This is a genomic window from Streptomyces sp. NPDC001599 (assembly GCF_042893535.1).
Taxonomy (GTDB): Bacteria; Actinomycetota; Actinomycetes; order Streptomycetales; family Streptomycetaceae; genus Streptomyces.
The window spans coordinates 745,112-756,783 of the sequence record NZ_JBIAVA010000001.1 but is presented as its reverse complement, the minus strand read 5'-3'; the positions used below and the strand labels follow the sequence as shown (position 1 = coordinate 756,783).

Genomic DNA, 11,672 nt, shown 5'->3' with positions numbered 1-11,672 from the left:
ACGCATGACCACTCAACAACCTTTGAGTAAAGGGTTATTGACAAGTGTTGAATTGTGCGCGCTGCCGCTCCGATGAGCATTCGGATGGTCCGCCACCTCTTGACAGGAGGCATGTTCAGGACAGAATCTACGCGCGTTGCCACTGTCTGCAAGGGTCTCCAAGGAGAGTCAGTCATGCCGTTGAACCGCCGGAAGTTCCTGAGCAGGTCCGCCGTCACGGGGGCGGGGGTCGCCCTGGCCGGGGCGGCGGCGGCTCCGGCGGCCGAGGCCGCGGCCCCCGCGCACCGGGGCGGCCGCAAGCCCAAGCGGTACGCGCTCACCGTGCTCGGCACCACCGACCTGCACGGACACGTCTTCAACTGGGACTACTTCAAGGACGCCGAGTACACGGACGCGGCGGGCAACGCCCAGGGCCTCGGCCGGATCTCCACCCTGGTGAACCAGGTCCGCGAGGAGAAGGGCCGCCGCAACACCCTGCTGGTGGACGCGGGCGACACCATCCAGGGCACCCCGCTGACGTACTACTACGCGAAGGTCGACCCGATCACCGCCGAGGGCGGGCCGGTGCACCCGATGGCGCAGGCGATGAACGCCATCGGCTACGACGCGGTGGCGCTCGGCAACCACGAGTTCAACTACGGCATCGAGACGCTGCGCAGGTTCGAGGAGCAGTGCGACTTCCCGCTGCTCGGCGCGAACGCGGTGGACGCCAAGACCCTGAAGCCCGCCTTCCCGCCGTACTTCATGAAGACGTTCCGGGTGAAGGGCGCGCCGCCGGTGAAGGTGGCGGTGCTGGGGCTGACCAACCCGGGCATCGCGATCTGGGACAAGGCGTACGTGCAGGGCAAGCTGGCCTTCCCGGGGCTCGAGGAGCAGGCGGCCAAGTGGGTGCCGAAGCTGCGTTCGATGGGCGCGGACGTCGTGGTCGTCTCGGCGCACTCGGGCTCCTCGGGCACCTCCTCCTACGGCGACCAGGTCCCCTACGTCGAGAACGCGGCGGCCAACGTGGCCCGGCAGGTCCCGGGCATCGACGCGATCCTGGTCGGGCACGCGCACGAGGAGATCGCCGAGCTGAAGGTCGTCAACGAGGAGACCGGGAAGACGGTCGTGCTGTCGGAGCCGCTGTGCTTCGCCGAGCGGCTCACCCTGTTCGACTTCGAGCTGGTCTTCGAGCGGGGCCGCTGGCACGTCGAGTCGGTGAAGGCGTCGCTGCGCAACTCCAACGCGGTCGAGGACGACCCGAGGATCACGAAGCTGCTGGCGGACGAGCACGAGAAGGTCGTGGCCTACGTCAACCAGGTGGTGGGCACCGCCACCGAGACGCTGACGACGGTCGAGGCGCGGTACAAGGACGCCCCGATCATCGACCTGATCACCAAGGTGCAGGAGGACGTGGTCAAGGCGGCGCTGGCGGGCACGGAGTACGCCGCGCTGCCGGTCCTCGCGCAGGCGTCGCCCTTCTCGCGGACCTCCGAGATCCCGGCCGGCGACGTGACGATCCGGGACCTGTCGAGCCTGTACGTGTACGACAACACGCTGGTCGCGAAGCTGCTGACGGGCGCGCAGCTGCGGGCGTACCTGGAGTACTCGGCGGAGTACTACGTGCGGACGGCCGCCGGTGCGCCGGTGGACATGGACAAGCTGACCAACGCGAACGGCCGCCCGGACTACAACTACGACTACGTGTCGGGGCTGAAGTACGAGATCGACGTGGCGCAGGCGGCCGGTTCACGGATCAGGAACCTGACCTACGGCGGTGCCCCGCTGGACGACGCCCAGCAGTTCGTGCTGGCCGTGAACAACTACCGGGCCAACGGCGGCGGCGCCTTCCCGCACGTGGCGGCGGCCAAGGAGCTGTGGTCGGAGTCGACGGAGATCCGCACCCGGATCGCCGAGTGGGCGACCGCGAAGGGTGTGCTGGACCCGAAGGACTTCGCGTCCGCGGACTGGTCGCTGACGCGCGACGGCGTACCCGTGTTCTGACGCACGGGGCCCGAGGCGGCCCTGGATCCCTAGATCCCGTCCATCAGGGGGGTGAGTGCCCGGTGGTGGCGCGCCGACGGGATCTGGGGCAGGCCGCCGTCCAGGCCGAAGGTGGTGAAGGCGGTACGGGCGGGCAGCGGGTACGGCTCCCGCCCGGTGAGGTCGTTGAGGATGGTCGCGCTGCGCCAGGCGGCGAGGCCCAGGTCGGGCGTGCCGACCCCGTGGGTGTGCGTCTCGGCGTTCTGGACGTAGACGGAGCCCGTGACGCAGGGGTCGAGGACGAGGCGGTGGCGGTCGTCGACGCGGGGGCGTTCGGAGCTGTCGCGCCGCATGTAGGGGTCGAGACCGGCGAGGAGGCGGCCCAGGGGGCGTTCGCGGTGGCCGGTGGCGAGGACGACGGCGTCGGTGGTGAGGCGCGAGCGGGTCCTCTGCTGCTCGTGCTCCAGGTGGAGTTCGACCTGGGTGGCGGCGAGGCGTCCGGCGGTGCGGACGTGGACGCCGGGGGTGAGCGTGGTGTCGGGCCAGCCGCCGTCGAGGGTGCGCCGGTACAGCTCGTCGTGGATGGCGGCGGTGGTGTCGGCGTCGATGCCCTTGTGCAGCTGCCACTGGGCGGCGACGAGGCGGTCGCGGACCGGTTCGGCCAGGCCGTGGAAGTAGCGGGTGTAGTCGGGGGTGAAGTGCTCCAGGCCGAGCTTGGAGTACTCCATGGGCGCGAGGGCCCCGGTGCGGCCGAGCCAGTGCAGCCGCTCCCGTCCGGCGGGACGGTGGCGGAGCAGGTCGAGGAAGACCTCCGCGCCGGACTGGCCGGTGCCGATGACGGTGACGTGTCCGGCGGCCAGGAGCGTGTCGCGGTGGCGGAGGTAGTCGGCGGCGTGGACGACGGGGACGGCGGGGTCCTCGACGAGGGGTCTGAGCGGGTCGGGGACGTGCGGTTCGGTGCCGACGCCGAGGACGAGGTTCCTGGTGTGGGTGCGCCCGAGGGCCTCGGCCTCCCCGTCGGCGTCCAGTTGGGTGTAGTCGACCTCGAAGAGGTCGCGTTCGGGGTTCCAGCGCACCGCGTCGACCTGGTGGTGGAAGTGGAGGGCGGGCAGTCTCTCGGCGACCCAGCGGCAGTAGGCGTCGTACTCGGCGCGCTCGATGTGGAAGCGCTCGGCGAAGTAGAAGGGGAAGAGGCGTTCCCTGGCCCTGAGGTGGTTGAGGAAGGTCCAGGGGCTCGCCGGGTCGACGAGGGTGACCAGGTCGGCGAGGAAGGGCACCTGGACGCGAGCGCCGTCGATGAGCAGGCCGGGGTGCCAGCGGAAGTCGGGGCGCTGGTCGTAGAAGACGGCGTCGAGGCCGGTGAGGGGGTCGGCGAGGGCCGCGAGGGAGAGGTTGAAGGGGCCGATGCCGATGCCGACGAGGTCGCGGGGGGCGTCGGTGGTGTGGTGTGCCGGGGTGTTCATCGCGGGACGTGTCCTTCCACGAGCGTCAGGAGCGCTGCGAGGTCGTCTGGGCGGGTGTGGGGGTTCAGGAGGGTCGCCTTGAGCCAGAGCCGGCCGTCGGCGCGGGCCCGGCCGAGGACGGCGCGGCCGGTGGTGAGCAGCGTGCGTCGTACGGCTGCCACGGCGTCGTCTCCCGCCGCGGCGGGCCGGAACAGGACCGTGCTGATGGTGGGCGGGGCGTGCAGTTCGAACCCGGGGTGGGTCTCGACCAGCGCGGCGAAGTCCTGGGCGAGCGCGCAGACCGCGTCGACGAGGGCGCCCAGTCCGGCGCGCCCCAGGGTCTTGAGGGTGACGGCGGTCTTCAGGACGTCGGGGCGGCGGCTGGTGCGCGGGGAGCGCCCGAGGAGGGCCTGCCCGGCGGAGCAGGTCGCAGGAAATCGGCAGTACCCGGTCAGCGCCGGAGAGCGGGGTCTGGTGCGTGCAGCTGCAAGGCGGAGGAGGGCGTCGACGCGGAGCGTCGGCAACCGACGACAACGCCGCAGATGTGCGTGCCAGACCCCGCGTCTGCGGCATGATCCGCCGGGCAGGCCCTGGGTCGGGCAGGCCCGCGTCGGTGTCGTCGTCGGCGTTGAGGTAGTCGGCGCGGTGGTGGAGGGCGGTGAGGTCGTCGGCGTCGGTGACCGTGAGGAGTCCGGCGGGGATCGGCTGCCAGCCGAGCTTGTGCAGGTCCAGGGCGACGGTGTCGGCGGCCTCCAGTCCCGCGAGCCGGGCGCGGTGCCGGTCGCTGAAGAGGAGGCCCGCGCCGTAGGCGGCGTCGACGTGCAGGCGGGCGCCGTGGGCGGCGCAGCGGGCGGCGATCTCGGGCAGCGGGTCGATGAGTCCGGCGTCGGTGGTGCCCGCGGTGGCGGCGACCAGGTGCGGGCCGGGGACCTGGGTGAGGGCCTCGTCCAGGGCGGCGGGGTCGAGGGTGCCGGCGGGGGCGGGGACGACGACGGGCTCGGGCAGGCCGAGCAGCCAGGCGGCGCGGGGCAGCGAGTGGTGGGCACCGGCGCCGTGGACCAGCCGCAGGCCCGCGCCGTGCCGCTCGCGGGCGAGCAGGACGGCGAGCTGGTTGGACTCGGTGCCTCCGGTGGTGACGAGGGCGTCGGCGGCGACGGTCTCGCGGGCGAGGGCGCGGGTGACGAGGGCTTCCAGCGCGGAGGCGGCGGGCGCCTGGTCCCAGGAGTCGAGGGAGGGGTTGAGGACGCTCGCGGCGAGGTCGGCGGCGGCCGCGACGGCGAGCGGCGGTGCGTGCAGGTGGGCGGCGCACAAGGGGTGGGCGGGGTCTGCGGCGCCCTCGGCGAGCGCGGTGACCAGGACGCGGAGCGCCTCGGGATCGCCCCGGCCGGGCAGGATCTCACCGGCCGCCTCGGCCACCCGGGCGGCGACGGCGCCGGGGCCGCCCGCGGGCAGCGGGCCGCCGCGTGCGGCCGTGCCGGCGCGCAGGGTGTCGAGCAGGGGCCGCAGGGCGTCGGTGCCGTGCGGGCCCGAGGCGAGGGGCGGCATGCCCATGAGCTGTCCTCCGGGCACGGGGAGCTGGGGTTCCAGCTTCCACGTGCGGGGGCGTGTACGCCCGGACAGCTCAGTGATCACAACCCGAAAGGGGTATCCCGGCGGCTCTCGACCGGGGACGCGGCCGGTCCCGCCGCGCCGTGCGGGGGGGGGGGACCGGCCGTGGCCGGGTCAGTCCTTGTTCGCCTCCCGTACCCGCAGTGCGCGCGCCAGGTCGTCGAGCTGGTCGGTGAGCTTGCGGCGCAGGGCGGGGATCGGATCGGCGTCGGCGAGGCACTCCCGGCCCAGGCGCAGGGTGTCGGCGTCGACGGCGTGGGCGGGGAAGGCCCAGCGGCCGGCGGCGTCGGCCATGGCGGGGCCGCGGCGGGCGGCGAGCGCGACGGCCTCGGTGTAGTAGCGCGGTACGTACTCCCGTACGAGGTCGGTCTGTTCGGGCTGCCAGAAGCCCTGGGCGGTGGCGGTGAACAGGTAGTTGGACAAGTCGTCGGTGGCGAACATGGCCTCCCAGGCGCGGGCCTTGGCCTCGGCGTCCGGCAGCGCGGCGCGGCAGCGGGCGGCGCCCTCCTGGCCGGTGGCGCTCGGGTCGCCGGCCAGCTCGGCGGCGATGGCGGCCTCGTCGGTGGCGCCGAGGACGGCGAGCCGGGTGAGGATGCGCCAGCGCAGCTCGGGGTCGAGTTCGGGGCCGCCGGGCACGGTGCCGTCGGCGAGCCAGGCGGCGATGGTGTCGGGGTGGGCGGCCGTCGCGATGCGGTGCCGTACGGCGATCAGGCGCAGCCCGGGGTGGTCGCCGTCCTCGGTGCGGCGGATGAGGTCGCGGCACAGCTCGGCGAGGGTGTGCAGGGCGGCGGGCCGCTGCTCTGGGGTGGCGTAGCGGTCGGCGATCTGGCCGGCGGCGAAGGCGAGGACGCCGTCGACGAGCGCGAGGTCGGTCTCGTGCGGGAGGTGGGCGCGGGCGATGTCGAGGTAGGTGGCGGCGGGGAGTTCGCCGTCCCGGACGGCGTCCCTGAGGGCGTTCCAGACGACGGCCCGGGTGAGCGGGTCGGGCAGGCGGGACAGGCTCTCGCGGAGGGTCCGGAAGGAGTCGGCGTCGAAGCGGATCTTGGCGTAGCTCAGGTCGCCGTCGTTGAGCACGACCAGGGCGGGGAGCTTGCCGATGGGCCGGGGCTCGGCCTGGGGGACGTCGATGTCGAGGCGTTCGCGCGGGGTGAGGCGGCCCTCGTCCCCCGGGTCCTGGTCGTAGAGGCCGACGGCGATGCGGTGGGGGCGTTCGCCGGTGCGCCGGACGGTGAGGGCGCGGCTGCCGTTGTCGCCGCTGACGCTCGGGACGAGGACGTCGACGCCGGTGGTGCGCAGCCAGGCGTCGGCCCAGGCGTGCACGTCGCGGTCGGTGGCGGCGGCCAGGGAGTCGATGAAGTCGGCGAGGGAGGCGTTGGCGAACTTGTGCCGCTCGATGTGGATGTTGATGCCGGCCAGGAAGTCCTTCTCGCCGAGCCAGGCGACGAGCTGGCGCAGGGCGGAGGCGCCCTTGGCGTAGGAGATGCCGTCGAAGTTGAGCAGCGCGGAAGCGGTGTCCGGGACGTTCTCGGGGGCGACGGGGTGGGTGGAGGGGCGCTGGTCGGCGTCGTAGCCCCAGGCCTTGCGGGTGACGCCGAAGTCGGTCCAGGTGTCCGTGAAGCGGGTGGCCTCGGCGGTGGTCTGGTAACCCATGTACTCGGCGAAGGACTCGTTCAGCCAGATGTCGTCCCACCAGCGCAGCGTGACGAGGTCGCCGAACCACATGTGGGCCATCTCGTGGGCGATGACCATGGCGCGGGTCTGGCGCTGGGTGTCGGTGACGGCGGACCGGAAGACGAACTCGTCGCGGAAGGTGACCAGGCCGGGGTTCTCCATGGCGCCGGCGTTGAACTCGGGGACGAACGCCTGGTCGTAGGAGTCGAAGGGGTAGGGCTCGTCGAACTTCTCGTGGTAGCGGTCGAAGCAGGCGCGGGTGACGTCGAGGAGTTCGTCGGCGTCGGTGTCCAGGTGGGGGGCGAGCGAGCGGCGGCAGTGGATGCCGAAGGGCAGGCCGCGGTGTTCGGTGCGCACGGAGTGCCAGGGCCCGGCGGCGACGGCGACGAGGTAGGTGGAGATCAGCGGGGTGGTGGCGGCCTTCCAGCGGCCGTCGCCGGTGTGCTCGGTGACGCCGTTGGCGAGGACGGTCCAGCCCTCGGGAGCGGTCACGGCGAGGTCGAAGACGGCCTTGAGGTCGGGCTGGTCGAAGGCGGCGTAGACGCGCTGGACGTCGTCCAGGAAGAGCTGGGTGTAGACGTAGGTCTCGCCGTCGCTGGGGTCGGTGAAGCGGTGCATGCCCTCGCCGGTGCGGGAGTACCGCATGGCGGCGTCGACGCGCAGCTCGTGCTCGCCGGGCGCGAGGTTCTTCAGCGCCAGCCGGTTCCCGTCGAGCGCGGCCGGGTCCAGGGGTTCTCCGTCCAGGGTGACGGCGCGCAGCTCCGCGGGCTTGACCTCGACGAACGTGTCCGTGCTGTCCGTGTCGCCGCGGACGGTGAACCGGATCACGGTCCGGGAGCCGAAGGTCTCGTCCCCAAGGGTCAGATCGAGGTCGATCGCGTAGTGGTGGACGTCGAGGAGCCGGGAACGGGTCTGCGCTTCGTCGCGCGTCAGTACGGACATGCACGACATGCTGCCTGATGCGGTGGGCAGGGCACAGAGGCGGTTCGGTACGCGCCGTATGTCCGGTCCGCCGCGCCGGCCGTCGCACTCCCCCGGCGTGCGCCCCCGGGGGGAGCACGCCGGGGGCGGGGGCGCACCCGGTCTCAGTCGGTGGCCGGTGCGCCGCCGGCGGCGTTGCTCTCCGCGATGCGCTCGTGGTGGTGGATCACCTCGGCGACGATGAAGTTCAGGAACTTCTCGGCGAACGCCGGGTCGAGCTTGGCGCTCTCGGCGAGGGTGCGCAGCCGGGCGATCTGCTGGGCCTCACGGGCCGGATCGGCGGGCGGCAGCCGGTGGCGGGCCTTGAGGTGGCCGACCTGCTGGGTGCACTTGAAGCGCTCGGCGAGCATGTGGACGACGGCCGCGTCGATGTTGTCGATGCTGTCCCGCAGCCGGGCCAGCTCCTCGCGGACGGCGGGTTCGACGGCACCGGTACCGGTGTTGCTGGTGGTCATGGGCGCACACCCTACGGGCGGCGGCCCGGCCGTCGCAGACCGTCTCAGGCGCTGAACGCCGTACGGTCCTCGTACTGCTCGTACAGTGGGGGCAGGGTTCAGGAGGCAGGGTTCAGGCGTCTTGGGGGTCGGACGTGGCGAACGGCGGACCGGTCGAGCACGGGTTCCCGCACCTGGAGACGGTGCGGGAGGCGGTCACGGCGCTGTACCGGCGGCTGTCGTACGACACCGTCCGGACGTTCTCGGCCAGTGTGGCCCCGGTGGACGTGGCGTTCTGCGACACGGACGACCTGTACCTGGGCGCGCAGCGGGTGGCCCACGAGCTGGTGCGGCACTACCGGCTGCCGGATGCCCGCATGATCGTCTCCTTCCGCGAGATGACCCACGCGGCGAACGTGGAACTCACGGCGGGCCCGGAGTACTTCATCGAGCTGAACGACCGCTTCCGCACCCATCGCCGGGACATCGGCGCGGCCCTCGCGCACGAGGTGATGCACGTCTACCTGCACCGCCTCGACCTGTCCTTCCCCTCCACCCGGGACAACGAGATCCTCACCGACACGGCGACGACGTACCTGGGCGCCGGCTGGCTGCTCCTCGACGCCTACCGGGAGGACGCGGCGACCTCGCAGAAGCTGGGGTACCTGACCCCGGAGGAGTTCGGATACGTCCTGGCCAAGCGGGCGCTGGTGTTCGGCGAGGACCCGTCGGTGTGGTTCACGAGTCCGCAGGCCTACACGGCGTACGGCAAGGGCCTGGCCCGGGCGCGCCGGGACGAGCAGCAGCCGCCGCTGACCGCGGCCGGCTGGGCGGGCCGCCGCCGCTACGCCCGGGACCGCCGGCACGCGCAGGACCCGCACGCCGCCGGGGCGGCGGCGACCGGCGACCCCTACTCCTTCACCGCTCAGCCGCCCGGACAGCTCCGGGTGTCGTTCCCCTGCCCGACCTGCCACCAGCGGATCAGGGTGCCGGTGCGGGGACGGGTCCGGGCACGGTGCGGGCTGTGCCGGACGGTCCTGGAGTGCGACACGTAAGTCGCGGCGCGCGGTGCGGGGCCGCTGCTTCAATGCCCTTATGACACAGGCCATCGAAGAACCGTGGGGCATCAGCGTGTTCGGCTCGGGCACGGTGCGGGCCGAGCCGTCACTGGCTCGGGTGCGGCCGGCGGTGGACGTGCTGGAACCGTCGCCGCAGCAGGCCTTCCAGCGGGCCGGGGAGGCCGTGGCCCGGCTGCGGGAGGTGCTGCGGGGGTACGGCGTGCCGGACGCCTCGGTGTCGGGCTCCCGGCTGGGCCTCAGCTCGGAGTACGACGGTCACGCCCGTGGCCGGAGACTGCTCGGGTACCGGTGCCAGGCCTCGTACTCGGTGGAGACCGGGGCGCTGGACGACCTCGAGCGGCTGATCGCGGACGTGGTCGACGCGGGCGCGCACCGGATCGACGGCGTGGAGTTCGACGTACGCGACAGGCCGGCGCTGCTCGACGAGGCACGGCGCAGGGCCGTGGCCGCGGCCCGGCGCAAGGCCCAGGTGTACGCGGAGGCGGCGGACGCGCGGCTGGGGCCGGTACTGCACATCCAGGACGTGGAGTCGGAGCCCGTCGCCGCGTTCCGTGCCTCCGCGGGCGGCGGCCCGCCCGGCGCGCTGGCCCCGGGCGCGGTGGAGGTGTCCGCCCGGGTCGTGCTGGGCTTCTCCCTGCGGCACTGACCGCCGCGCTCGGGCGCCTTCAGGAGGGCCGCACGATCCCCTGGGCGCGTGCGGCCGTCAGCCACTGGGGGAACTCGCCCACCAGCCGGTCGTACAGGTCGGCGTCGGTCACCTTGCGCGGGTCGCGGCCCGCGTGGAAGAACCCGGCGTTGTCGATCACCCGCTTGCCGGGCACCGCCAGTTCGTCCAGCTTGCGCAGGTACTCGAACTGGCGGCTGTCCGGGTCGCCGAAGCCGACGAACTGCCAGAACAGCGGCAGCGGCGCCGCCTTGCACAGGTAGCGCTCGGCGGCGAGCCGGTTGATCGGACCGCCGTCGGTCTGGAAGACGACCAGGGCGGGGTGGCGGGCGCCGCTGTCCAGGTAGTGGTCGATGACGGCGTCCATGGCCAGGTGGTAGCTGGTCTTGCCCATGTGCCCGAGACCGGCCACGATCCGCTCTATCCGGCCCTGGTGGTCGGCGAGCGCGATCTCGGTGACGGCGTCGACGTCGGTGGAGAAGAACACCACCGGCACGGTGCCGTCGTCGTCGAGGTGGGCGGACAGGCTCAGCACCCGGTCGGCGAGCGCCTGCACGCTGCCGTCCTTGTAGTACGGCTTCATCGAGCCGGAGTAGTCGACGACGAGGTAGACCGCGGCCCGGGTCCCCTCCATGCCGTGCTTGGTGAGCGACACCGCGGCGGTCTTGTACAGGTCGACCAGCGCGGGCGCCGTCTCCCGCACCTTGGTGAGACTGATCGCGGCCATGCGGACTCCCCCTGTCATCCCTGCCGTGCGTCGTACGGGTGCCGAGGGTACGGCACGGCGCACCCCGCCTCCCGGCCGGTCCACCGGCATTCGCTATTTTGTTCGCCGCCGTCCCCCACCGGCTCACCGTCCGCCCGTCCCGAGGAGCCGGCCCCCGTGGAGCCCGAGTCCACCGCCACCACGTGCTACCGCCATCCCGCGGTGGAGTGCCACGTCCGCTGCACCCGCTGCGAGCGGTACATCTGCCCCGACTGCATGCGCGAGGCGCCCGTCGGCCACCAGTGTCCGGAGTGCGTGAAGGAGGGGGCGCGGTCGGTACGGCAGGCGCGGACCCTCGTCGGGGGCCGGATCTCGGTGACGCCCGTGGTGACGTACGTGCTGTTCGCGCTGAACGTGCTGGCGTATGTTGCGGAGGTGGCGCGGCCGGGGCTGGTGGACCGGTTCGCCATGGTGGGTTCGCGGCTGGTCGCTCCGGACGGCACCCCACTGGCCGGCGACGGCGTGTTCCTGACCTCCGGGCCCCTGCGGGTCGAAGGTGTCGCCGGGGGCGAGTGGGAGCGGATGCTCACCGGCGCGTTCCTGCACCAGTCGCCCTTCGATGGCACGTTCGGGATCCTGCACATCACGGTGAACATGATCGTGCTGTGGCAGTTGGGGCGGGTGGTGGAGCTGATGCTCGGCCGGTTCCGTTTCGCCGTCCTGTACCTGCTGTCGGCGCTCGGCGGTTCCGTCCTGGAGCTGGTCCTCACCGACCCGGGGCAGGCCTCGGTCGGCGCGTCGGGCGCGATCTTCGGCGTGGGGGCCGCGTACTACGTGCTGCACCGCCGGCTGGGCGCCGACACGGGACGGGTCAACCGCTTCATGGCCGGGCTGCTGCTGTGGCTGGTGGTCTCCGCCTGGTTCACCTCGTGGCAGGGTCATCTCGGCGGCCTGCTGGTCGGCGGCGCGCTGGCCCTGGCGTTCGCCTACGCGCCCCGGGACGGGCGCCGGGTGGCGGTGCAGGCCGGGGCGGGTGCCGCGCTGGTGGTGCTGCTGGCGGTGACGGCGGTGGTGAAGGTGTCGGAACTGACCGGCGGAAGTGTTCCCCTATGAGAGGTGTCCCCC

At 72.8% G+C, this 11,672-nt stretch carries 8 protein-coding genes and 2 pseudogenes; 4 read left to right on the top strand and 6 right to left on the bottom strand.

Features of this window, described 5'->3' with window-relative positions; all coding sequences use genetic code 11:
- The first annotated feature begins 174 nt into the window (after nt 1-174).
- Nucleotides 175-1,983 carry a bifunctional metallophosphatase/5'-nucleotidase gene (locus ACFYZ3_RS03425; protein ID WP_388513690.1) on the top strand — a complete coding sequence of 603 codons (1,809 nt, stop codon included), beginning with the start codon at nt 175-177 and terminating at the stop codon, nt 1,981-1,983.
- A gap of 29 nt (nt 1,984-2,012) precedes the next feature.
- Here the strand turns inward: ACFYZ3_RS03425 and ACFYZ3_RS03420 are convergent, their stop codons facing one another.
- The 5 genes and pseudogenes from ACFYZ3_RS03420 to ACFYZ3_RS03400 all read right to left on the bottom strand — a co-directional run bounded on the left by ACFYZ3_RS03420 (nt 2,013) and on the right by ACFYZ3_RS03400 (nt 8,119).
- Nucleotides 2,013-3,425, bottom strand: a complete 1,413-nt coding sequence (locus ACFYZ3_RS03420; RefSeq protein ID WP_388513983.1) for a lysine N(6)-hydroxylase/L-ornithine N(5)-oxygenase family protein — start codon at nt 3,423-3,425, stop codon at nt 2,013-2,015.
- Nucleotides 3,422-3,811, bottom strand: a pseudogene (locus tag ACFYZ3_RS03415) (aspartate aminotransferase family protein); the annotation flags it as partial. The gene ACFYZ3_RS03420 and the pseudogene ACFYZ3_RS03415, both read right to left, overlap by 4 nt.
- A gap of 187 nt (nt 3,812-3,998) precedes the next feature.
- Nucleotides 3,999-4,955 (bottom strand): annotated as a pseudogene (locus ACFYZ3_RS03410) (pyridoxal phosphate-dependent decarboxylase family protein); the annotation flags it as partial.
- Nucleotides 4,956-5,126: 171 nt separating this feature from the next.
- Nucleotides 5,127-7,625, bottom strand: a complete 2,499-nt coding sequence (gene pepN, locus ACFYZ3_RS03405; protein WP_388513688.1) for an aminopeptidase N — start codon at nt 7,623-7,625, stop codon at nt 5,127-5,129.
- Between the two features lie 143 nt (nt 7,626-7,768).
- Nucleotides 7,769-8,119, bottom strand: a complete 351-nt coding sequence (locus ACFYZ3_RS03400) for a chorismate mutase (RefSeq protein WP_388513687.1) — start codon at nt 8,117-8,119, stop codon at nt 7,769-7,771.
- A 134-nt stretch (nt 8,120-8,253) separates the two neighbouring features.
- Here ACFYZ3_RS03400 and ACFYZ3_RS03395 point away from each other — a divergent pair, with 134 nt between their 5' ends.
- Both ACFYZ3_RS03395 and ACFYZ3_RS03390 read left to right on the top strand, forming a co-directional pair.
- Nucleotides 8,254-9,153 (top strand): hypothetical protein, encoded by a 900-nt coding sequence (locus ACFYZ3_RS03395; protein ID WP_388513685.1) that lies wholly within the window; start codon nt 8,254-8,256, stop codon nt 9,151-9,153.
- Between the two features lie 40 nt (nt 9,154-9,193).
- On the top strand, nt 9,194-9,823 hold the full coding sequence (locus ACFYZ3_RS03390) for an SIMPL domain-containing protein (protein ID WP_388513684.1): 630 nt from the start codon (nt 9,194-9,196) through the stop codon (nt 9,821-9,823).
- 19 nt (nt 9,824-9,842) lie between these two features.
- On the opposite strand, the gene ACFYZ3_RS03385 is transcribed toward ACFYZ3_RS03390, so the two are convergent.
- Nucleotides 9,843-10,568: a vWA domain-containing protein gene (locus ACFYZ3_RS03385; RefSeq protein ID WP_388513683.1), complete on the bottom strand. Its 726-nt coding sequence runs from the start codon at nt 10,566-10,568 to the stop codon at nt 9,843-9,845.
- A gap of 156 nt (nt 10,569-10,724) precedes the next feature.
- On the opposite strand from ACFYZ3_RS03385, the gene ACFYZ3_RS03380 reads away from it, so the two are divergent.
- Entirely contained in the window at nt 10,725-11,660 is a 936-nt protein-coding gene (locus ACFYZ3_RS03380; RefSeq protein ID WP_388513682.1) for a rhomboid family intramembrane serine protease, read from the top strand.
- The last annotated feature ends 12 nt before the right edge of the window (nt 11,661-11,672 follow it).

Coding starts and splice junctions, on each gene's coding strand:
- ACFYZ3_RS03425 (WP_388513690.1), top strand. CDS start 175: ATGCCGTTGAACCGCCGGAAGTTCCTGAGCAGGTCCGCCGTCACGGGG.
- ACFYZ3_RS03420 (WP_388513983.1), bottom strand. CDS start 3,425: ATGAACACCCCGGCACACCACACCACCGACGCCCCCCGCGACCTCGTC.
- pepN (WP_388513688.1), bottom strand. CDS start 7,625: ATGTCCGTACTGACGCGCGACGAAGCGCAGACCCGTTCCCGGCTCCTC.
- ACFYZ3_RS03400 (WP_388513687.1), bottom strand. CDS start 8,119: ATGACCACCAGCAACACCGGTACCGGTGCCGTCGAACCCGCCGTCCGC.
- ACFYZ3_RS03390 (WP_388513684.1), top strand. CDS start 9,194: ATGACACAGGCCATCGAAGAACCGTGGGGCATCAGCGTGTTCGGCTCG.
- ACFYZ3_RS03385 (WP_388513683.1), bottom strand. CDS start 10,568: ATGGCCGCGATCAGTCTCACCAAGGTGCGGGAGACGGCGCCCGCGCTG.